The sequence below is a fragment of the Aeromonas sp. ASNIH2 genome (assembly GCF_002934795.1).
In the GTDB taxonomy this organism is placed as follows: domain Bacteria; phylum Pseudomonadota; class Gammaproteobacteria; order Enterobacterales; family Aeromonadaceae; genus Aeromonas; species Aeromonas caviae.
The window spans coordinates 805857-826727 of record NZ_CP026406.1 but is presented as its reverse complement, the minus strand read 5'-3'; the positions used below and the strand labels follow the sequence as shown (position 1 = coordinate 826727).

Genomic DNA, 20871 nt, shown 5'->3' with positions numbered 1-20871 from the left:
GAGTGGGCCATTATAGGGGGCAGTCGCCGATGGCGACCAGCCCCATTTTTAGCCATATCAATGGATTGTAGCGAGACGACCCCGGATCAGGCGGGAGCCAGTCGCCGGTGCAGGCTGCGGTAGTGATCATCTTCCAGCAGCTCCTGGTGGGGGGCACACAGACGGATGCGACCCTCTTCCATCAGGGCTACCCTGTCCATCCGTTCCAGCCCCAGCAGGCGGTGGGAGATGAGCAGCAGGGTGCGATCCGCCCCCAGGGTCAGCAGCAGATCCATGATCTCCCGTTCGGTCTGGGTATCGAGCCCTTCGGTGGGCTCGTCCAGCAGCCAGAGCGGCGCATCGTGGAGCAGGGCGCGGGCGATGCCGATGCGGCGGCGCTCACCGCCGGAGAGCGGACGCCCGCCATCCCCGAGCCAGGCATCCAGCCCCTGTTCTGCCTGCTCACCCTCATCGTGGAGCAGAGTCCCGAGCCCCACCTGGGTGAGCACCTCGATGAGCCGTTCGTCGCTGGCTCCGGGGGCGGCCAGGGTGAGGTTGCCACGCAGGGTATCGGCAAACAGGTGGACCCGCTGGCTCACCACGGAGCAGGAGGCGCGCAGCGCCTCTTCGCTGTAACCGGTGAGGGGCTTGCCATCGAGCAGGATCTCCCCCGATAGGGCCGTCCATTCCCGGGTCAGCAACCCCATCAGGGTGGACTTGCCACAGCCGGTCTGCCCCAGCAGCGCCAGCTTCTCTCCGGCATGCAGTTGCAGGGTGCACCCTTGCAGCACGGGTGCATCCTGGCCTGGATAGGTGAAATACAGGTCGCTTATCTGCACGGCACCCCGGGCAGCGGGGGCTTGCTGTGCGCCCCACTCCGGCGCCTTGGCCTCTTGCAGGATCTCGTTGAGACGGCGGGCGGAGGTGAGGCTGGTGGAGAGGTGCTGGAAGGCACCGGCCAGCGGCAGCAGCGCCTCGAAGCTCGCCAGGGTAGCGAACACCATAAGTGCCGTGATGGGGTCAGGGGCACTGCCACCGACGCCGTGACCGGCCAGCCAGAGCATCAGGGTCAGAGTCCAGCCGCTCAGCAACTGCACCGAGAAGGCGGCCAGGCCGCTGACGCGGGCCATGCGGGCCTGGGCCCGGATCAGGGCCTGCTCCGCCTGTTGCAATCCGGTGAGCGCCTCGGGAGCGGCGGCGAACATCTGCAGTTCGGCCTGGCCGTCCAGATAGTCCACCATGCGGGTACGCAGGTTGGACTTCTCGGCGATGAGCTGGCGGCCCGGCGCGCGCCCGGCAAAATAGAAGACCAGGGGCAAGGCCAGCATGCCAAAGAGCAGAATGGCTCCCAGCGTCAGCGCCAGGCGACCATCGAAGAAGGAGAGGAAGAAGACCAGTCCGGCGCAGCTCAGCAGCGCCGCCCCAATGGGGGTGATGAGGCGCAGATAGACGTGATCCATGGCATCGATGTCGGCCACCAGGCGGTTGAGCAGGTCAGCCTGGCGAAAACCGGCAAGGGAGCCGGGGGAGAGAGGGGAGAGCTTTTGCCAGAACCAGACCCGCAGCCGGGTCAGCACCCGGAAGGTGGCGTCGTGGCTCACGACCCGCTCGCCCCAGCGACTGGCGGTGCGCACGATGGAGAAGAAACGCACGCCCCCCGCAGGGGTCATGTAGTTGAAGGTGTCTCGGGTGGCGACCGCCAGCCCGGCGACGGCTGCGGCGGAGAGGAACCAGCCGGAGAGGGAGAGCAGGCCCATGCCGGCCACCAGGGTGACCAGGGCCAGCAGCAGGCCGATGGAGAGGCTGAGCCAGTGCTGGCGATAAAGGCGCAGGAACGGCAATAGATCAGTCATCGAGAGAGTCTCCGAAACCTTGGGATTGCGACAGGAGGCGGGCGAAGGGGCCCTGGGCCTCGCCGAGTGCGGCAAAACGTCCCTGCTCCACCAGCTTGCCGTGCGCCAGCACGAGGATGTTGTCCATCTGGCTGAGCTGATCGAGGCGGTGGGTGATCATCAGCAGGGTCTGACCTTGTGCGGCCTGTTCGAGGGCACTCATGACGGCTCGCTCAGAATGGCGATCCAGGCTGGCAGTGGGTTCATCCAGCACCATCATCTGGGTCGTCTTGAGCAGGGTACGGGCAAGGGCGATGCGCTGGGCCTGGCCGACGGAGAGGCCGCCTGCCTGATCCCCGACCCGATAGTCCAGCCCTTTCTCGTTGACGAACTCCCAGGCCTGGGCGCGCTTGAGCGTGGATTCCAGCTCGGCGTCGCTGGCGGATGGTCTGGCCAGCAGCAGGTTGTCCCGCAGGGAGCTGTGGAAGAGTTGGGGATTCTGGGAGAGCCAGCCTAGCTGCTGGCGCCACTGGCTGATGTCCAGGGTACGAAGCTCCACTCCGTTGACGCACAGGGAACCGCGATAGGGGGCAAAACCGAGCAGGGCATTGACCAGGGAGCTCTTGCCCGCACCGCTGATGCCGACCAGGGCGGTGCGCGTGCCGGCTTCCAGCGTGAAATCGAGGGGACCGACCAGCACCTTGCCCTCGGCGCTCAGTACTTCCAGGCTGCGGGCTTCTACCTTGACGGGGCCATCCGCATGGAAGGGGTGCGTCCCGGAGGCGGGTTCGCTCACGTCGGCCTCGAGAAATTCCAGCAGTTGTTCGGCGGCGCCAATGGCCTGTGCCTTGGCGTGATAATGGGCACCGAGTTCCCGCAGCGGCGCGTAGAACTCGGGGGCGAGGAAGAGCACGAATAGGCCGGTAAAGAGGGTGACCTTGACGCCATAGCTGCCAAAGTTGAGGTGATCGATGTAGGAGAAACCGAAGTAGACGGCCACCAGGGCCACCGCGATGGCGGCGAAGAACTCCAGCACGGCCGTGCTCAGGAAGGCGAGGCGCAGCACCTCCATGGTGCGCTCGCGAAAATCTTCCGATGCATCGCGGATGGCCTCCCCTTCCGCCCGGGTACGCATGAAAAGCTGCAGGGTGCGCAGCCCCTTGAGGCGATCGAGGAAGTGGCCTGAGAGGCGTGCCAGCGACTGGAAGTTGCGGCGGTTGGCATCGGCGGCGCCCACCCCCACCAGGATCATGAAGAGAGGAATGAGGGGGGCCGTGCCGAGCAGAATGAGGCCCGCCGCCCAGTTGACCGGGAACACGGAGACCAGGATCACCAGGGGAATAAAGACGGCGATGGCCATCTGGGGCAGATAACGGGAGAAGAAGTCCTGCATCTCTTCGATCTGCTCGAGCAGCAGGCTGGCCCAGCTACCGGCGGGGCGACGCTGGATATAGGCAGGGCCGAGCCTGGCGAGGCGGGTGAGCACCAGCTCACGGATGGCCTGGCGCACCGCACTGCCCGCCTTGAAACTCGCCACCTCGCGGCCATAGGCCAGGGCCGACTTGGTCAGGGTCACCAGCAACAGACTGATGAAGAGGGGGGCGGAGTGCTCCGGCGTGGAGCCTTCGATGATGAAACCGTGCAGCAGGGTCGCCAGCAACCAGGCCTGCATCACCATCAGGACGCCCTGACCCAGCCCGAAGGCGATGGAGATGCCGATCCAGCGCCGACCATGGCCCGATTGTTTGCGCAACCAGCCATAGAGATGTTTCTGTCTGTTCTTGTCCATTACCACCCTCCTCAAACGAGTGGCGCAAGACTATCGTCGCCCCCACGGCTTGGCAACCTTGCAGAACCGGGCGGATGAACATCATTGTGTGAAAAATCGGCTTCATGCTCATTAGTTGGCCGAACAGCTTGATTTATGGCAAAAAATGCGAGGTCGGTGATTGCGCTCGGCGGCAAAATGCATATAGTAGAGGCCACTGACGCGGGTGTAGTTCAATGGTAGAACGGTAGCTTCCCAAGCTGCATACGTGGGTTCGATTCCCATCACCCGCTCCACATTCCAGATAGCGGCACGCGCCGTTGTCCATATCAGCCAGATGGCTGTCTGTCGTGGGGATTCCCCATCACACCAAGCAAGTTTTGATGCCTAGCGGGCATCGTATAATGGCTATTACCTCAGCCTTCCAAGCTGATGATGCGGGTTCGATTCCCGCTGCCCGCTCCAGTCTTCACACAAAAAGCCCACTCCTGCGAGTGGGCTTTTTGTTGTGCATTTTTTGAGGGGGCAAGTTGCCTGGGGCGAGCCTTGCAGACATGGAAAAGGCGCCACAGGGCGCCTTTTCAACTCGGGAGTGGGAGAATTACTCCTGCTCCAGCTCGCCGCAGAAGCGATAGCCTTCGCCATGGATGGTGGCGATGATCTCAGGGGTGTCGCCCACGCTCTCGAAGTGCTTGCGAATACGGCGGATGGTCACGTCCACGGTGCGGTCGTGGGGCTTGAGTTCGCGGCCCGTCATCTTCTTGAGCAGCTCGGCACGGGTCTGGATCTGGCCGGGGTTCTCGCAGAAATGCAGCATGGCGCGGAACTCGGAGCGGGGCAGCTTGAACATGTCGCCAGCCGGGCTGACCAGGGCGCGGCTGTTGATGTCCAAAGCCCAGCCATTGAACAGATAACGCTCCACCAGCTTCTTCTCTTCGCCACCGGCGGCCACGTTCATGGTGCGACTCAGCAGGTTGCGGGCACGGATGGTCAGTTCACGGGGATTGAACGGCTTGGTGATGTAGTCATCTGCGCCGATCTCCAGCCCCAGGATCTTGTCCACTTCGTTGTCGCGACCAGTCAGGAACATCAGGGCGATGTTGTCGTCTTCACGCAGCTCGCGCGCCAGCAGCAGGCCGTTCTTGCCCGGCAGGTTGATGTCCATGATCACCAGGTTGATGGTGTGGCTGGTCAGGGCCTGGTGCATCTCGTCACCGTTGTTGGCTTCCAGCACGATGTAGCCTTCGGCTTCGAAGATGCTCTTGAGGGTGTTGCGGGTGACCAGCTCGTCTTCGACGATCAGAATATGTGGTGTTTGCATGAGTATTCCCAGATTCTTATCAGTTAATTATCGAAATTTTAACACTCTTTGGCGTTATCCGACCGGTCCTGAAAATTTATTACGTCATCCTGGGTATGAATATCAGGTCGAATCATCGCGAATTTGGTAACTATGTCGGCAAGCATCCCTGTGCCGTACATGGGCTCTCAACAAGTCTGAACAAGAGAAGCCCGGAGAGGTAGTCCATTACAAAAGTTGCTGCATTTTATCAGTTAACAGGCGCATAACAACACTCTTTGCCGTCAGATAGCAACTTTTTAACTCAGCTTTGATATAAGTCAATCCCCGAGTTCGCTGCATCATACTTGGGCTGACCCGCTTTTTCGCCCTTAATAAATGTAATGGGATGTAACATGTGGTTGACATGACTTTGTGGGAAAACTACAGAAAAGTGTGCTTCATCGCCCCCTTTGCGCCTCCCAGCTGCCCAGCCTATGCCATTGTCACGGCCTGGAACCCGGCCAGCCGGTGGGTGGGGCTGCGCCGCAATGCCCGTCGCCAGCGAGCCCTTGTCCGGCAAGTGGGCGACTGTCCCGTCATGGGAGAGGTCTGGGGGAGCGATGAGGATGAGCGCTGGCAGGAGGCGTCGCTATTGTTGCCGCTTTCGCTGCCAGAGGCGATCCGGCTGGCCGCCCGATTTGGCCAGAATGCCCTCTATTGGGTGCGTGAAGGAGAGCTCTGGCTGGTGCCCGTGTTGCTGGAAGGGCCGCCCTGTCATCTGGGGGCGCTTGCGTCCCGCTGGCGGTTCAGGCCTTTGGGCTGACATGGCCCCCCGCCATCCGGACAGGGCACCCGGCCGGTGGATTGTCAGCGCCCCGACATGATGAAAGAATGAGCGGACACATTTCACTCCATGGAAGGATGATGATCATGCTGGACCTGCTGCCCGACCTTTGCGATGAACATGGCGATGCCCTTAGGGTCGCTGACCCCCTGTTTCAGGACTATGGCGGCAAGGCGCTGTTTTACGGCGAGGCCGTGACCCTCTCCTGCTTTGAAGACAACAGCCTGGTGCGTGAGCTGGTCAATCGTCCCGGCCATGGCAAGGTGATGGTGATCGACGGGGGCGGCTCCCTGCGTCGGGCGCTGCTCGGGGATCAGCTGGCCATCAAGGCGGTGGAGCAGGGGTGGGAGGGGATCCTCATCAATGGTGCCGTGCGGGATGTGGGGACGTTGGCGACCCTGGCGCTGGGGGTCAAGGCCCTGGCCCCCTGCCCGGTCAAGACAGAGAAACGGGGCCTGGGCACGCTGGACACCGTGGTCTCTTTTGCCGGTGTGACCATAGCGCCCGGCGACTATGTCTACGCCGACCTCAACGGTGTGCTGGTGAGCGGCGCCAGGCTCCTCTGAACCTCAGAAGTTGAAGCCCACTCCCAGAGTGAGAAAGTGTTCCGTGCTGAAGGCACTGAGTCCGTAGTTGGCGGTCAGCGCGAGCTGGGGCGTCAGCAGCAGGCTGCTGTTGAGCTCAACCAGGGTGCTGGCCTTGCTCACCCCCAGCTGCTTGAGCTGGCTGCCGATGTTGAGTGACGGGGAGAGGCGATAGCGCACCCCTGAGCTGATATTGAACCCGGCCTGCCCGCTTTGGGGGCCGATGGCGGGGCCGGCCTCCATGTAGAGGCTGATGTCATCCTGAAGCGGGTATTGGTAGCCGGTATTGATGAGCCAGAGGTCGAAGTTGTCGCCAAGATGGCTCTGGTTGCCGAGCAGTACGCCGGAATAGCTTTTGACGTAGAGCGGGTTGTCCGATTCGGTCTGGAGAAAACTCCAGTCGGCGGCCTGAGCCGAAAAGACGAGGCTGGATGCCATGGCGATGACGAGAGACTTGACCATTCGTTTCCCCTCCCTGGGTCCGAACAGGACTACAAGCATGGCACATGCCAGCGGGGAGTAAAGGGAACCCCGATCACAATAAAAGAGTTTTGATTGACGCCGCAGTCATGGTACACAGGCCCCTCACTCCGTGTCGTTACGACACGCGCCATCACGAGGTGAACTGATGAACCACAAACTGATCCTGCTGGCCGCTCTGGCCCTGGGAGGCTGCGCCATGACTACGGGTTCCACGCTGGCACAATTGCAGGCATCGACCTGGCAACTGCAAGGGGCGAGCGGTGATACCTTCACCCTGCAGGTCGCCGGTGACAAGGTGGCGGGCAAGGGCGGCTGCAACCGCTACTTTGGCGGCATCACAGAGCAGGGTGACGGCGTGTTGACGCTGGGCGCCATGGGTTCGACGCGCATGATGTGTGCGGGGGATCTGGCCGGCAAGGAGATGAACTACCTGCAGACCCTGGAGAAGGTGGCGAGCTTCCAGATCAGCGGCAAACAGCTGGTACTCAAGGATGCCGACAAGGCCACCTTGCTGACCTTTGACGCCGTGAAATAAGCCGGAATCTCGTCAAAGGCTGTCGCAGGCGGCCCCTGCGCTAGCGTGCAGAAGAATGTGAAAAGGGACGCCATGGCGTCCCTTTTTGTGCCTGATGTCGGGTCATCCCCCTCGCTGGAAGCGAAACCGCTTCTTGCGCCGGTAGGGATAGACATCCTCGAACATCCCCTCCTTGATGTTGCTCTGCAGCATCTTCCAGTAGTTGGCGTCGAAGAGCTCCTTGTGCAACTGCATCATGATCTCCCGTACCTGGGGTTTTTGCAGCAGGAAGGTGGCGAACTCCTCCGGGAAGATGTCGTTGGGTGCCACCGAATACCAGGGTTCGGCGCTCCACTCGTCCTCCGGGTAGCGCGGCGGCGGGATCTGGCGGAAGTTGCACTCCGTCATGTAGCAGATCTCGTCGTAGTCATAGAAGACCACCCGGCCGTGGCGAGTCACCCCGAAGTTCTTGAACAGCATGTCGCCGGGGAAGATGTTGGCCGCCGCGAGCTGGCGGATGGCGTTGCCGTACTCCTCCAGGGCGAGGCGGGTCTGCTGTTCGTCCGCCTGATCCAGATAGAGGTTCAGGGGGATCATCTTGCGCTCGGTGTAGAGGTGTTTGATCACCAGCTTGTCGGCGGTGAGGGTAAGCGCAGAAGGCGCCACCGCCTTGAGCTCGGCCAACAGCTCCGGCGAGATGCGATCGAGGGGAAATTCGAAGTTGGTGAACTCCTGGGTATCTGCCATGCGGCCCACTCTATCGTGCTGTTTTACCAGCCGGTATTTCTCTTTCACCTGCTCGTGGCTCACCTCCTTGGGCGGGGTGAACTCGTCTTTTATCACCTTGAACACCACATCGTAGGAGGGGAGGGTGAACACGCTCATCACCATCCCCTTGATGCCGGGCGCAATGACGAACTGCTCCCGGCTCTGGGCCAGGTGCTGCTGGTAGTGACGATAGAGCTCGGTCTTGCCGTGTTTCTGGCAGCCGATGGCGTTGTAGATTTCATAGTCCGGCTTGCGGGGCATGATCTGGCGAAGGAAGGCCACAAAGAGCGCCGGCACCGGGGCATAGACCATGAAGTAGGCGCGGGCGAAGCCGAACACGATGGAAGCCAGCTCCGGCTCGAAGATGACGGTGTCCACATAGATGCTCTGACCGGTGCTGAGCAGGGGCAGGATGAAGGGATAGACTTCTCCCTTCACCCGGATGAGCCCCACCAGATAGGCTCCCTTGTTGCGATAGAACACTTCCCTGAGCAGCTCGATGGCGAAGGGCTCCTCGTGCAGGATGGCCGGGCCGCTCTCTGCCAGATGGCGGTGGATGTCCATGATGTCCCGCTGCTTGTCTTCGAAAGGGAGGGTGAAGCTGTAATCCCCGAGCAGCTGGCTCAGGGTCTGGGGCAGGTGGGAGAGATCGGTGCGATAGATACGCAGCAAGGATCCCAGGTCAGGCTTGTCGCCCCGGCTCACGAAGGGGTGGATATAAAGGTTCTCGTCGCGGATGTTGCGATGGCGGAAGATGCGGCGATAGACGGAATTGAAGAAGGACTCCGCCACCTCGAAGTTCTCGCAGCGGGGCAGGAGATCGCTGAAGGCGCCTTTCACCTGCTTGAGCAGGGCCTGGGTCGGCAGCTGCTCCCCCATCATCTGTTTGATCTGCGCCGTGGTGGCGCCGACATGGTGATCATAGAGGCGGATGCGCTCTCGACCGGCGAGCTGCACCCCCAGCCAGTCGCTGTTCTCGAAACGGCTCTTGCTGCCCTGGGTTATCTCGAGAAAGCGGCTGTAAAACGACTCAAAACGTTGCAGGATCGTCTCGGCGACCGCCTGCTCCAATGGCTGCTGCATCTCTCTCTTCCTTGTGAACTGTCGGGCCCATGGCGTCAGTGCCCGGAGGCGGCGGACTCGCGTCCAAGGCCACTATGGCAACATCCAAACATCTGTTCAAGTGGCAATATTTCGGGATAAACGGTAGATTGCGCCCCTGTTTTGCCGACGGTTCGCCGCAGTTCGCGGCGTCGGCCCCATCCTGGAGAGAACCCGATGAAACTCTATTTTGTGCTGGTGTCGCCCGCCCGTGCCGCTAACGTGGGGGCTGCTGCCCGCGCCATGAAGACCATGGGCTTCGATGCCATGCGACTGGTGGGGAGCCGGGTGCACGAAGAGGAGGAGGCGAGCTGGGTTGCCCACGGGGCGCAGGAGATCCTGACGGATGCGCAAGCCTTCGACACCCTGGAAGAGGCCTTGGCGGACATGGATCTGGTGGTTGCCACCACCGCCCGGCAGCGCGGCCGCTACCAGCACTACCTCACCCCGGCGGACATTCGCGACCAGGTCCGGTCCAAGCCCTCCCTCGAGAAGGTGGCCATCGTGTTTGGCTGCGAGGAGTCCGGGCTCTCCAACGAACAGCTCGCCCAGGTGGATCTCATCAGCTACCTGCCTCTCAAGGTCTCATACCCGTCCCTGAACCTGGGTCAGGCGATCATGTTGTATGCCTATGAGCTGAGTCCGCTGCTCGATGACCAGAAAGTGAGCGACAAGCAGGACGTAGCAGAAAATTTCGAGAGTGCCGGGCAGGTTCGTGTGCTGAAATCAAAAACAGCAGAATTACTTGGTGAACTCGGAGTTTCGCAGGATGAAAAACTGCATCAATGGGTGATGGACCGAGTGCCCATGCTGCCGCAGCGGGATCTCAATATGCTCCATCTGCTCTGCAAAGACCTTGCCCGCAAGTTTGGCAAGGAGGTTTAGGTTGACAGCCCCTCGCCGGGCGCGGTATTGCTAACAACCAGATTCGTTCAAGAGTGTTCGTCATGCAGCTATTCACCAACATCATCACCACCACCATTATTACCGGTACCACCACAGGTGGCACTGGGGCCGGTTGATGCGCTGACGAACAAGCACAGAAATCAGAAAAAGGCCCGTACCCACCCAGTACGGGCCTTTTTTGTTGGATTGTTTTTAGACCAATTAGCAGATCAATTTGCAGGGAATACAGGGAGATAGCGATGAGAGTGTTGAAATTTGGCGGGTCGTCACTGGCCGACGCAGAGCGTTTCTTGCGGGTTGCCGATATCGCGGTGAATACCCACGGCCAATCCCAGGTGGCCCTGGTGCTGTCGGCACCGGCCAAGGTGACCAATCACCTGGTCGCCCTGGTGGAACAGACCAGTCGCGGCATGGATGCAAGCAGTACCCTGTTCGAGATCAACGGCATCTTCTCCCGCCTGCTGGCCGGCTTGAAGGCCGCCTATCCCGCGCTGGATGACAAGGCGCTGCAGGCCCGTCTCACCGCCGAGCTGGATCAGGTCGAGCGGCTGATGCAGGGTATCCGTTTGCTGGGGCTGTGCCCGGACAACGTCCAGGCCCGCATCCTGAGCCGTGGCGAGAACCTCTCCATCGCCTTCATGCACGAGCTCTTGCGGGTGCGCGGCCTCGAGCTGGATCTCATCGTGCCCGAGCAGTTGCTGGTCACCGATGGCGGTTACCTCGAAGCCCATGTGGACATCGAAGCCTCCCGGGTGCGCTTCGCCGCCAAGGGCCTGCGCTCTGATTGTCTCTACCTGATGCCGGGCTTCACCGGTGGCAGCGACAAGGGCGAGACCGTGCTGCTGGGCCGCAACGGCTCCGACTATTCCGCAGCCGTCTTGGCCGCCTGTGTCGATGCCGAGTGCTGCGAGATCTGGACCGACGTGGAGGGCTGCTACAACTGCGACCCTCGCCTGGTACCGGATGCCTACCTGCTCAAAACCCTCTCCTATAAAGAGGCGATGGAGCTCTCCTACTTCGGTGCCAAGGTGCTGCACCCGAAGACCATCGCCCCCGTGGCCCAGTTCCACATCCCCTGCCTCATCAAGAACAGCTTCAACCCTCAGGGTCCGGGTACCCTCATCGGGGTCGATCAGGGGGATGACGATCTGAAGGTGAAGGCCATCTCGGATCTCTCCGGCATGTGCATGTTCAACGTCTCCGGTCCCGGCATGAAGGGCATGGTGGGCATGGCCGGTCGCATCTTCTCCGCCGTCTCCCGCGCCGGGGTCAGCATCGTGCTGATCACCCAGTCGTCCTCCGAGTACAGCGTCAGCTTCTGTATCCACAGCTACGACAGCGACAAGACCCGCAAGGTGCTGGAGCGCGAGTTCGAGCTGGAGTTCAAGAACCAGTTGCTGGACCCGCTCGAGATCATGACCGATCTGGCCATCATCTCCCTCATCGGCGATGGCATGCGCACCTCCAAGGGGATGGCGGCGCGCTTCTTCACCTCCCTGGCCCAGGCCTCCATCAACATCGTCGCCATCGCACAAGGGTCGAGCGAGCGCTCCATCTCCGCGGTCGTGCGCTCCGGCAAGGTGGCGGAAGCCATCAAGGCGTGCCACCAGAACTTCTTTGGCAGCCAGCAGTTCATCGATCTCTTCGTGGTCGGGGTAGGCGGCGTCGGTGCAGCCCTGGTGGATCAGATTGCCCGCCAGCAGCCGGTACTGGCCGAGCAGGGCACCGGCCTGCGGGTAGTGGGTATTGCCAACAGCCGCCAGATGGCGGTCAACAAGGATGGTCTGGCCCTCGCCAACTGGCGTGAACAGCTGGTGGAAGCACAAGGCAGCTTCAGCCTGGAGGCGGTGAAGAAGCTGGTGGAAGAGAGCCACCTCATCAACCCGGTGATCGTGGATTGCACCTCGAGTGAAGCCGTGGCCGTCCAGTACGCCGACTTCCTCGGGGCCGGCTTCCACGTGGTCACCCCGAACAAGAAGGCCAACACCGGGTCGCTGGATTACTACAAGGCGCTGCGTCGCACCGCCCGCCAGACCCGCCGCAAGTTCCTGTACGAGACCAACGTGGGCGCGGGCCTGCCGGTCATCGAGAACCTGCAAAACCTCATCAAGGCCGGTGACAAGCTGCGCGCCTTCGACGGCATCCTGTCCGGGTCGCTCTCCTTCATCTTCGGCAAGCTGGATGAGGGGATGGCCTTCTCTGAGGCTACCCAAATCGCCCGCGGCAACGGCTTCACCGAGCCGGATCCCCGCGATGACCTGAACGGCATGGACGTGGCTCGCAAGCTCCTGATCCTGGCCCGCGAGGCCGGCATGGCGCTGGAGCTCTCCGACGTAGAGGTGGAGCAGGCACTGCCGCCGGGCTTTGACGTGAGCGGCGACGTGGAAGCCTTCATGGCCCGCCTGCCCGAGGCCGACGGCTGGTTCCGCGACCAGTTCGCGGCGGCCCAGCGTGAAGGCAAGGTGCTGCGTTACGTCGGCTCCATCGAGGGTGGCAAGTGCAAGGTGGCCATCAAGGCGGTGGGTGGCGACGAGCCCCTGTTCAAGGTAAAAGACGGGGAGAACGCGCTCGCCTTCTTCTCCACCTATTACCAGCCCATCCCCCTGGTACTGCGCGGCTATGGCGCAGGGACCGAAGTGACCGCCGCCGGTGTCTTCGCCGACGTGCTGCGCACCCAGAACTGGAAGCAGGAGCTGTAACATGAGTTCAGAGATGAACCCGAATGTAGAAATCGGCGGCAGCGTGGTGGCCTATGCCCCGGCCTCCAGCGCCAACCTGAGTGTGGGCTTTGACGTCCTGGGGGCGGCGCTCGCCCCCGTGGATGGCTCCCTGCTGGGTGACCGCGTCCAGGTCAAATCGGCAGAGGTGCCTTTCGCTCTCTCCTCTGTGGGCCGTTACGCCCACAAGTTGCCGGACGACCCGAAAAAGAACATCCTCCACGACTGCTGGGTCGCCTATGGCGAGGCGCTTGAGAAGCGCGGCCTGGGTCTCAAGCCGCTGGAAATGGTGCTGGAGAAGAACCTGCCGGTGGGCTCGGGCCTGGGATCGAGCGCCTGCAGCGTGGTGGCGGCGCTGGAAGGACTCAACGCCTTCCACGGTGCGCCCCTGAATGAACACGACCTGCTGCTGCTGATGGGGGAGATGGAAGGGAAGATCTCCGGCTCCGTCCATTACGACAACGTGGCGCCCTGTTATCTGGGCGGCATGCAGCTGGTGCTGGAGGAGGGGGGCGTCATCAGCCAGGGCATCCCGGTGTTTGACGAGTGGTACTGGGTGGTCTGCTACCCGGGCACCGTGGTCTCCACCGCCGCCGCCCGCGCCATCCTGCCGGCCCAGTATCGCCGCCAGGACTGCCTCACCTATGGCCGCCGGCTGGCCGCCTTCGTGCATGCCAGCTACAGCCGCCAGGAAGGGCTGGCCGCCAGCGTCCTGAAAGACGTGATCGCCGAGCCTTATCGCGCGGCCCTGATTGAAGGTTTCAACGAGGTGCGGGCCCAGGGGGCCCAGAACGGGGCGCTGGCCACCGGCATCTCGGGGTCCGGTCCCACCGTGTTCGTGGTGATGAAGGATCTGGCCCAGGCCGAACGCATGAAAGAGTGGATGGAAGCGCACTTCGTGCGCAATGAAGATGGATTTGCCCGGGTCTGCAAACTGGACATGGCCGGGGCACGGGTAACAGGAAGCGAGCTATGAATCTTTACAACATCAAGGACAAGAGTGAACAGGTGAGCTTCGCGCAGGCGGTGCGTCAGGGTCTGGGCCGCGAGCAGGGGTTGTTCTTCCCTGAGACCCTGGAGCCGCTGGCCGACGTGGATGCCCTGCTGGATCTGCCGCTGGCCGAGCGCTCGGCCCGCATCCTGAGCCACCTGCTGGGTGACGAAGTACCGGCTGCCAAGGTGAGCGAGCTTATCGACGCCGCTTTCACCTTCCCGGCGCCCCTGGTGAAGCTCAAAGATGGCACCTATGCCCTCGAGCTGTTCCACGGCCCGACCCTGGCGTTCAAGGATTTCGGCGGCCGCTTCATGGCCCAGTGTCTGGCTGCGTTCAGAACCAATGACAAGATCACCATTCTCACCGCCACCTCCGGCGACACCGGCGCCGCCGTGGCCCACGCCTTCTACGGCCTGGAGGGGATTGAAGTGGTGATCCTCTACCCCAAGGGCAAGATAAGCCCCTTGCAGGAGGCGCTTTTCTGCACCCTCGGCGGCAACATCCGCACCCTCGCCATCGACGGTGACTTCGATGCCTGCCAGGCGCTGGTCAAGGATGCCTTCGACGATGAAGGGCTCAAGACCGCCATCGGCCTCAACTCCGCCAACTCCATCAACATCAGCCGCCTGCTGGCCCAGGTTTGCTACTACTTCGAAGCCGTGGCCCAGTTGCCGAAAGCCGATCGCGCCAAGGCGGTCATCAGCGTGCCGTCCGGCAACTTTGGCAACCTCACCGCGGGTCTCATCGCCAAGGCGCTGGGGCTGCCGGTGAAGCGCTTTATCGCCGCCACCAACGCCAACGACACCGTGCCGCGTTACCTGAAAACCGGCCAGTGGGAGCCGCACCAGACAGTCGCGACCCTGTCGAACGCCATGGACGTGAGCCGCCCCAACAACTGGCCGCGGGTGGAAGAGCTGTGCCGTCGCAAGGGCTGGGCGCTGGAAACCTTGGGCTCAGGGATGCGTGATGATGCCCAGACTCGCGACGCGTTGCAGCGCCTGCATCAGCTGGATTACCTGTGCGAGCCCCACGGGGCGATTGCCTGGGATCTGCTGAACGAGCAGCTTGGGCAAGACGAGGTCGGTGTGTTCCTCTGCACCGCCCATCCGGCCAAGTTCAAGGAGTCGGTGGACGAGATCCTGAATCTGGATGTACCGCTGCCCGGCCCGCTCGCCAAGCACGCCGCGCTGCCGCTCCTGTCCCACGATCTACCCGCTGACTTTGGCCGCCTCAAGGCCTTCCTGCTCGGTTAAGCCGTCATGAGACGCTGACGATCCCCCGCTTTTTCGCGAAAGCGGGGGATTTTTTATGTCCGGTATAGGGCGGGTAGCCCGCCCTGATCCCCCTGAAACAAGGAGCACGGCATGAGCCCGCATCCCCTTCGCACCCTGATCGAGACCTGTGACGCCGCCATCTCCCGGCGCGACTTCGACGCCCTGATGACCTTCTATGCCGAGGACGCCGCCCTGGTGGTCAAACCCGGCATGGTGGTGCGTGGCATTCCCGCCATCCGCCGCGCCTTCACTGCCATCTCCGATTACTTTGACGGTCAGCTTGAGGTGACCCAGGGTGCCATGGAGGTGATCGAGGGGGCCGACAATGCCCTGGTGATCATGGAGACCCGGCTGCGCTACCCGGGCGGGGAGGGGTGGATTGATGAAACCCGGCGCGCCACCTATGTGTTTCGCAAAGAGCCCGATGGCCAGTGGCGCTGCACGGTGGACAACTCCTACGGCACCACGCTGCTGGGGGCGCAGCAGCCCGGCATTCGGCCTGTAACTGACTAGCGCAGTCACACTGGCTCGACGTAGCCAGAGTGCGTGTATAGCGTGCGTAATCAAGGCTCACCATCAAGGCCGTGCAGCCAGACCGGTTAGTCAGATTGAGTAGCCAGATTGAGTAGCAAGAGCCAAGCCATGCAGGCCGGGGAGCCCGAGCTGCACGCAGGGCACCGCTCTGCCTGGGAGGGGGCATCACAGCGCAGCCCACGGCGCAACTCCCCGTTTTGGTTGTGCCTCACAACCTGCTGGCAGAAAGTGTGCCGACAGTGATTGCTGCGACGTTTTTACGAATCTGGTTTTCACTCTCGTTGTTATGCTCGCCCCTGGCAGCACAACCCTGTCTGTGGGTCATTTCCGGCCCCCCGTGGCCCGTTGACCCGGTCTGCCGTGGCTGCTAATCAGGGGACTGCTTGACACCCTTCATGGACGAGCAGAGCCGCAGATGCCTCGACGGCGCGGCTTATCGACAACAACAACACCACAGTGCAGGGAGCAAACCATCATGTGGCCGTACCGAAAAATAGTGACCCAGTCCCTCAAGACCCCCCTGATGATCGCCAGGATCATGTTTTACCTGGCCCTGTTATTGGTATTCCCCCTGCCAATGATCATGCTATCGGACTCTCCAGCGGCAGAGATCGGGCGTTTCTCTTACATCCTGGTGACGTTTCCCATCGCCATGGGGCTGATGCTGATATCGAGCCTGATGGCCATCCTCATTGCCATGGTGGAGTCGCGCAACCAGCAGCCACCCCAGGGGCGGTGGTAAGAGAGCCTGAGCCTTGCGAGCCATCCAATAAATAACCATCCCGGTTGGGATGGTTATTGGACTTCCAAATTGGGACACCCACCTTTTTGCCAGCAATTCGCCCGGCACTGTGGTCAGCGACGATGCCATCAGCCACCTTGTTAATCCGATAGATCCCGTTTTACTCCTTTGGCATTTGTTTGGGGCATCGCCATGTCTGAACACGCGACCCCACTGGGTAAATGTCGCTGGTGTACAAGGTATTTATCGGGTTCCAGGAAGATCAGTGTGTGATGAGAGAGATAGCCAGCTAAGCAATGGCCGGCTCAGAAAGGTGGGTGTCCTAGATTTCTTTTAGATTTCCTTGCCGGGTAAACGTTGTTTGCCCGATACGGAATGGGTGATTGGAGAAATAGGGGGGGGTAAAAAATAAAGCCAGCCGGTAATGGCTGGCTCAAAAAGGTGGGTGTCCCAGATTTCGCTCCATATTTCGGCTGATATAAAAAGACACCGGCTAGGAGCCGGTGTCTAGTCATAACTAAAGCAATGTGCATAAGATCGCGGGTTTTACTTTATTACGGTGATTTTCTTATTGATTATTGCAGATTCAAGGATCTCACTTTCTCCCCTAAGAATTTCACCAATTATACTTACCGAGCGCCTGGCTCTAGTTATAGATACATATAGACGGTTATGTGCGACATAATTTTGGAACATCTTGGTTGCCATAGAGGTTGCTTTGCTAACATCCGGTATTCTGCCTTTATCAACACCGACTAAGACAACTCCTTCGAACTCTAGCCCTCCAACATAATCTGCCATTGTTAGTACGTATAAAGCTCCTTTCTCTGCTTGGTTGACACTAATCAAATCCCCTCGTTTAGTGACTTCTATATATCTTTTTCTGGCATCCTTTGCATACTGAATCGCTTCGTGGAATAAAATTCTATCGAAAAATATGATAGCTATTTGATGGGTTTTAAGATTGAGTCGATTCTTTGTTTCGTCAGCTACATCAAAGGCTTTATGGAATATGTTCGTTGCACTATCAATTAGATGATATGTCGGATATTCATCCGCGACTTCATTCCCATATATATAAGGAGAGTCTGATATTGGGTTGTCAAAATTAGTAAATAAATTTGCTCCGTGTGAGGTAATGGAGAATGCAAGATCAGTAATCTCAGGTGAGCACCTGAAAACAGCTTTCAAAATAACTTTTTCAGAATTGTTTTGTATCCCAACAGACTCATTGAAGTCAATGTCGTTCCATGCGATGTCGCCAATTGCCTGAGACAAGTCAATAGCGTAAGAAATAGGTGATAGAGTAGTGGTTTTTGTTAGGTGATGAATAAGCGACAGTTCATTCAAGTTAAATAAATGCACCTCATCAATGAAGATGGAATCATAACCTTCATGCTTACGACGTCTCCTCCAAATTGGTGAGTCCAGCTTAGACATTGCAGATATAGCAATATCATCAACATCAAATTGCGATATCTTTTCAAGAACTTCGGTGTAATCAGTGTAAACATCGAAAATAAATCTACGATCATTTACTGTAGATATAGGGGCGCCATATTTTGGCCTGCTGATGTCCTTGTATACATCAAAGGTTTCTGCAGAGCGACCTTTTATAATCACACTAATCTCATGTCTTATTAGTTCTGATATATGCAGTTCATCTTCATTTTCAAGAAATTGATAAAGTTCAGCACTAATGAAATCTTTGAGTGATGATATGTTTTTTATTTTTCCTGAAATTATTTCAGATAAATGTAATAACTGAACGTTCTTTGACTCTAGAGTATCCTCGTCTAAAAGCTCACTCTCATGTATATCTTGTTTTAAAAAATCAGTACATATATCTTGTAATGTCTTTACTTCAATTCCACTTAATGATTCTCGAGGGAAGTCAATTATGTTGGATGTTAATACATCAATAAAATATGTTACATTATTTACAATCTCCCTACTAGGGGCAATGAATACAAATTTAAACCCTACACCATCATCGTGGCATTTATGAGCCCAGTACAGCATTTTTAATATCATACATATAGTTTTTCCTGACCCGGCAGGCCCTTCTATACGTGACGGTTCATTATAATTTGTCTCTATAAATTTTCTTTGTTTTTCTGATAAATGTTGATAAGGGTTAATTTGACCTAATAGTGTGGGTGTATCAATATTATCAGTGGCTAAATTTGCTGTTGTAAAGGGAGTTGTTGTTGTATTAGTTGAGTTTTGATTGTCGCTCTTGTTTTCATATGTAGAATGTGAAAACAAACACTCTATGGATTTATTAAAGTTTGTTGTTGGGCATTCCTCTTTTATGCCATCCCCACCATTATTTCCAAACCTATAGGCTAATAAATGTTTTCCAGGGTATCGTCTTGATAGTCTTTTTTCGCAAGGTTGTCTTTCAAGAGTGATCCTGTAAGAGGTACTTGATGCTACAGGAAAGGGGAAAACAATGGCCTTACTAGAGCTGGGGGGGACATATTCATTATTGTTTAGGCCTAAATTCCCCCAGTATTTAACACAAAAGCGAAGTGTTTTTTGAATCAATGTAATGAGCATTGAATCATTTAATGATGAAAGGTCACAGCATCGAAAGTCTAGGGTGAAAGTGTGTTTTTGGGCAGAAAATTCTTCAGTTGGAGATGTTAAAACATATCCATTTTTATAGTTTATGAGGTTTAAACCTATATTTTTACCATTGTGCTCGCTTCCATCCCCTCTAAATATGGTTATGAGGTTTTCAGATAATGAGAAGTCAGAACTCTGCAACCCTCTGTTTGATAATATGATACCGGCTGCATTTTCTGTTAGACCAATATAATCAGCGCGCAAAATAAACCTCCAAGATTTCGTTGGAAACGTTATCTGATATATCTTCAGTGCCTATTCTTGCATAGAATTGTGAAAATCTCTGTAATAGATGCTCAATGTATGGTGATTTAATAATGCACTTGAAACTAGCACTTTCATCTTCATTGATTAAGATGTTTCGATATGTTCCATCCTTGTCTCGGTTATATTTCTGGTGAAATAGTATATTGGAGATACCTTTTGCGGCGTCAATCGGAAGACTGATTGGCTCTGAGAGGTCGACAACTAGTCCAATATGCTCAATACCTTCAAGGCACTCAAAGAAATGTATGTTTTGTTTCTGGTTGTTAATAATGGATTCTATATATCTTTTTTTGCTGTCAGTAATGTTTTTTATTTTTGGTAATTTGCATTTATTGCAAATAAAGTCATGTAGTTCAATTATTTTATCTATGTCAGTTCTTTTTGTGCAGCGAGATGATAGAATTCGTGTGAATTCATCAATCCCAAAAATTTTACATGTCTCATAGTTAAGTTCGTATTTTGTTGCTAGATCATCAAACTGTGTTGTCGCAGCTTTTAAGTTTTTATTATAAAAGTCATCATCACCATATATTTCCATCCATGTGGAAAGGGGATAAATAGGTAAGCAAACGACTTTATCGACTTTGTCGTGCTCTAGGTCACATCTTGCAGTTATAATGATTCCTAAAGTGGATAGGTCATTTGAATTTTTGAGTCCATTAAATATTGAGCCTTGAGAAAAATAATTCCCGTTGGCTAAGTCTGATATTACACGCATTAGTTTCCTTGAAATAAAGTTGTCATTAATTTTAATGGCTATTTGGCTGTGTTTTTCGTTCAGCCTATAAATATTCCATCGCCTTTTAGTCGCTGGTGCCTGATAACAATAATTGCGCCCTATAAAGTGTTTATATGCAATATTGTTGTCCATCTCAGGTTATGGGCACGACGGCCATGGTAATCCGAACGAATCTCTACTGACCAGTCAAAAATTGACGCATCTATCAGGAAGATCTGCGTTTTTTGCGCCAGCTCAACAATTGAAGCGAAGGCGCCGGGTGGCCGGAGCGGGGGCAAGGATGGGGTTGTCGAGGAGGAAGGGGCATTTTGTTGTCACGGGGAGGGGGGACTATAGTGCAGCGAGGCAAGGGTGCCTCGTTTGGCCCGCGTGAGTGGGGGCCAACCACAATGGATAGAACAATGGGAGTGTGACATATGAAGCGGATCCTGATGGTGTTGAGTCTGTGTGTGACGGTCATGGGCATGGGAATGGGGGTGGCCCAGGGCGCGACCTCTGGCGCGCAGCAAGAGTGCGAGGCCCAGGCGGCGGTGAAGAAGCTGGCGGGCGCCGCCAAGACCAGTTTTGTGGGCAAGTGCGTCAAGGATGCCTCCGCCAGTGCCAAGGCGAGCCAGTGCGAGAAAGCGGCCGCCGACAAGAAGCTGGCCGGTGCGGCCAAGAACAGTTTCGTGCAAAAGTGCGTGAAGACGGACGGGGCCGCCGACAAGGCGACCCAGTGCGAGAAGGCGGCGGCGGACAAGAAGCTCGCCGGGGCGGCCAAGAACAGCTTTATCCAGAAGTGCGTGAAAACCGCCTGAGCCGGTTGAGGCTCTGAAATCAACGCCGGTTGAGGCAGTGACGAGAAAGGGGCCCAGGGCCCCTTTCTCTGTTGTGATGGGGGGTGGGGGCAGCCCTCGCCGCCAGTGTGCCCGG

General features: G+C 57.6%; 17 protein-coding genes, 2 tRNA genes and 1 other annotated feature. Of the genes, 12 read left to right on the top strand and 7 right to left on the bottom strand.

Annotation, left to right across the window (positions count from 1 at the left end):
* Positions 1-86 precede the first annotated feature (86 nt).
* A complete protein-coding gene (gene cydC, locus C3F36_RS03760; protein WP_104454511.1) occupies positions 87-1832 on the bottom strand; it encodes a heme ABC transporter ATP-binding protein/permease CydC in 1746 nt (581 codons plus the stop codon).
* Complete coding sequence (gene cydD / locus C3F36_RS03755; protein WP_104454510.1) at positions 1825-3600, bottom strand: heme ABC transporter permease/ATP-binding protein CydD; 1776 nt, start codon at positions 3598-3600, stop codon at positions 1825-1827. The genes cydC and cydD overlap by 8 nt, the downstream gene beginning before the upstream one ends.
* A 201-nt stretch (positions 3601-3801) precedes the next feature.
* On the opposite strand from cydD, the gene C3F36_RS03750 reads away from it, so the two are divergent.
* Both C3F36_RS03750 and C3F36_RS03745 read left to right on the top strand, forming a co-directional pair.
* Positions 3802-3875, top strand: a tRNA-Gly gene (locus C3F36_RS03750).
* Positions 3876-3969: 94 nt separating this feature from the next.
* Positions 3970-4044: transfer RNA gene (locus C3F36_RS03745), tRNA-Gly, on the top strand.
* A 136-nt stretch (positions 4045-4180) separates the two neighbouring features.
* Here C3F36_RS03745 and arcA read toward each other — a convergent pair.
* Positions 4181-4900, bottom strand: coding sequence for a two-component system response regulator ArcA (gene arcA, locus C3F36_RS03740; protein WP_010673581.1), 720 nt, complete (start codon positions 4898-4900; stop codon positions 4181-4183).
* A 385-nt stretch (positions 4901-5285) separates the two neighbouring features.
* Here arcA and C3F36_RS03735 point away from each other — a divergent pair, with 385 nt between their 5' ends.
* Positions 5286-5684 carry a DUF3293 domain-containing protein gene (locus tag C3F36_RS03735; RefSeq protein WP_104454509.1) on the top strand — a complete coding sequence of 133 codons (399 nt, stop codon included), beginning with the start codon at positions 5286-5288 and terminating at the stop codon, positions 5682-5684.
* 107 nt (positions 5685-5791) lie between these two features.
* The gene (locus C3F36_RS03730) at positions 5792-6271 is read left to right on the top strand and encodes a putative 4-hydroxy-4-methyl-2-oxoglutarate aldolase (protein ID WP_104455996.1); all 480 of its coding nucleotides are present in this window, start codon (positions 5792-5794) and stop codon (positions 6269-6271) included.
* 3 nt (positions 6272-6274) lie between these two features.
* On the opposite strand, the gene C3F36_RS03725 is transcribed toward C3F36_RS03730, so the two are convergent.
* Positions 6275-6751 carry a hypothetical protein gene (locus C3F36_RS03725; protein WP_104454508.1) on the bottom strand — a complete coding sequence of 159 codons (477 nt, stop codon included), beginning with the start codon at positions 6749-6751 and terminating at the stop codon, positions 6275-6277.
* Positions 6752-6917: 166 nt separating this feature from the next.
* Between C3F36_RS03725 and C3F36_RS03720 the strand changes: the two genes are divergently transcribed.
* Entirely contained in the window at positions 6918-7307 is a 390-nt protein-coding gene (locus C3F36_RS03720) for an META domain-containing protein (RefSeq protein WP_104454507.1), read from the top strand.
* Positions 7308-7409: 102 nt separating this feature from the next.
* On the opposite strand, the gene aceK is transcribed toward C3F36_RS03720, so the two are convergent.
* Positions 7410-9137, bottom strand: a complete 1728-nt coding sequence (gene aceK, locus C3F36_RS03715; RefSeq protein WP_104454506.1) for a bifunctional isocitrate dehydrogenase kinase/phosphatase — start codon at positions 9135-9137, stop codon at positions 7410-7412.
* Positions 9138-9332: 195 nt separating this feature from the next.
* On the opposite strand from aceK, the gene C3F36_RS03710 reads away from it, so the two are divergent.
* The 6 genes from C3F36_RS03710 to C3F36_RS03680 all read left to right on the top strand — a co-directional run bounded on the left by C3F36_RS03710 (position 9333) and on the right by C3F36_RS03680 (position 16322).
* A complete protein-coding gene (locus C3F36_RS03710; protein WP_104454505.1) occupies positions 9333-10040 on the top strand; it encodes a tRNA/rRNA methyltransferase in 708 nt (235 codons plus the stop codon).
* 69 nt (positions 10041-10109) lie between these two features.
* Positions 10110-10243, top strand: a sequence feature (Thr leader region).
* Between the two features lie 57 nt (positions 10244-10300).
* Positions 10301-12760 carry a bifunctional aspartate kinase/homoserine dehydrogenase I gene (gene thrA / locus C3F36_RS03700; RefSeq protein ID WP_104454504.1) on the top strand — a complete coding sequence of 820 codons (2460 nt, stop codon included), beginning with the start codon at positions 10301-10303 and terminating at the stop codon, positions 12758-12760.
* A gap of 13 nt (positions 12761-12773) precedes the next feature.
* The gene (gene thrB, locus C3F36_RS03695) at positions 12774-13754 is read left to right on the top strand and encodes a homoserine kinase (RefSeq protein ID WP_010673589.1); all 981 of its coding nucleotides are present in this window, start codon (positions 12774-12776) and stop codon (positions 13752-13754) included.
* Positions 13751-15025 (top strand): threonine synthase, encoded by a 1275-nt coding sequence (gene thrC, locus C3F36_RS03690; protein ID WP_104454503.1) that lies wholly within the window; start codon positions 13751-13753, stop codon positions 15023-15025. Before thrB ends, thrC begins: the two co-directional genes overlap by 4 nt.
* Positions 15026-15136: 111 nt before the next feature.
* Positions 15137-15559 (top strand): YybH family protein, encoded by a 423-nt coding sequence (locus C3F36_RS03685; protein WP_104454502.1) that lies wholly within the window; start codon positions 15137-15139, stop codon positions 15557-15559.
* Positions 15560-16055: 496 nt separating this feature from the next.
* Positions 16056-16322 carry a hypothetical protein gene (locus C3F36_RS03680; protein ID WP_010673592.1) on the top strand — a complete coding sequence of 89 codons (267 nt, stop codon included), beginning with the start codon at positions 16056-16058 and terminating at the stop codon, positions 16320-16322.
* A 546-nt stretch (positions 16323-16868) separates the two neighbouring features.
* On the opposite strand, the gene C3F36_RS03675 is transcribed toward C3F36_RS03680, so the two are convergent.
* On the bottom strand, positions 16869-19157 hold the full coding sequence (locus C3F36_RS03675) for a UvrD-helicase domain-containing protein (RefSeq protein ID WP_128345249.1): 2289 nt from the start codon (positions 19155-19157) through the stop codon (positions 16869-16871).
* A complete protein-coding gene (locus C3F36_RS23210; RefSeq protein ID WP_158656069.1) occupies positions 19147-20091 on the bottom strand; it encodes a hypothetical protein in 945 nt (314 codons plus the stop codon). Before C3F36_RS23210 ends, C3F36_RS03675 begins: the two co-directional genes overlap by 11 nt.
* A gap of 284 nt (positions 20092-20375) precedes the next feature.
* On the opposite strand from C3F36_RS23210, the gene C3F36_RS03670 reads away from it, so the two are divergent.
* Entirely contained in the window at positions 20376-20756 is a 381-nt protein-coding gene (locus C3F36_RS03670; protein ID WP_048208075.1) for a hypothetical protein, read from the top strand.
* The last annotated feature ends 115 nt before the right edge of the window (positions 20757-20871 follow it).

Excerpts from the sequence above, each read along its gene's own strand:
- cydC (WP_104454511.1), bottom strand. The coding sequence starts at position 1,832 with ATGACTGATCTATTGCCGTTCCTGCGCCTTTATCGCCAGCACTGGCTC.
- cydD (WP_104454510.1), bottom strand. The coding sequence starts at position 3,600 with ATGGACAAGAACAGACAGAAACATCTCTATGGCTGGTTGCGCAAACAA.
- arcA (WP_010673581.1), bottom strand. The coding sequence starts at position 4,900 with ATGCAAACACCACATATTCTGATCGTCGAAGACGAGCTGGTCACCCGC.
- C3F36_RS03735 (WP_104454509.1), top strand. The coding sequence starts at position 5,286 with ATGACTTTGTGGGAAAACTACAGAAAAGTGTGCTTCATCGCCCCCTTT.
- C3F36_RS03730 (WP_104455996.1), top strand. The coding sequence starts at position 5,792 with ATGCTGGACCTGCTGCCCGACCTTTGCGATGAACATGGCGATGCCCTT.
- C3F36_RS03725 (WP_104454508.1), bottom strand. The coding sequence starts at position 6,751 with ATGGTCAAGTCTCTCGTCATCGCCATGGCATCCAGCCTCGTCTTTTCG.
- C3F36_RS03720 (WP_104454507.1), top strand. The coding sequence starts at position 6,918 with ATGAACCACAAACTGATCCTGCTGGCCGCTCTGGCCCTGGGAGGCTGC.
- aceK (WP_104454506.1), bottom strand. The coding sequence starts at position 9,137 with ATGCAGCAGCCATTGGAGCAGGCGGTCGCCGAGACGATCCTGCAACGT.
- C3F36_RS03710 (WP_104454505.1), top strand. The coding sequence starts at position 9,333 with ATGAAACTCTATTTTGTGCTGGTGTCGCCCGCCCGTGCCGCTAACGTG.
- thrA (WP_104454504.1), top strand. The coding sequence starts at position 10,301 with ATGAGAGTGTTGAAATTTGGCGGGTCGTCACTGGCCGACGCAGAGCGT.
- thrB (WP_010673589.1), top strand. The coding sequence starts at position 12,774 with ATGAACCCGAATGTAGAAATCGGCGGCAGCGTGGTGGCCTATGCCCCG.
- thrC (WP_104454503.1), top strand. The coding sequence starts at position 13,751 with ATGAATCTTTACAACATCAAGGACAAGAGTGAACAGGTGAGCTTCGCG.
- C3F36_RS03685 (WP_104454502.1), top strand. The coding sequence starts at position 15,137 with ATGAGCCCGCATCCCCTTCGCACCCTGATCGAGACCTGTGACGCCGCC.
- C3F36_RS03680 (WP_010673592.1), top strand. The coding sequence starts at position 16,056 with ATGTGGCCGTACCGAAAAATAGTGACCCAGTCCCTCAAGACCCCCCTG.
- C3F36_RS23210 (WP_158656069.1), bottom strand. The coding sequence starts at position 20,091 with ATGGACAACAATATTGCATATAAACACTTTATAGGGCGCAATTATTGT.
- C3F36_RS03670 (WP_048208075.1), top strand. The coding sequence starts at position 20,376 with ATGAAGCGGATCCTGATGGTGTTGAGTCTGTGTGTGACGGTCATGGGC.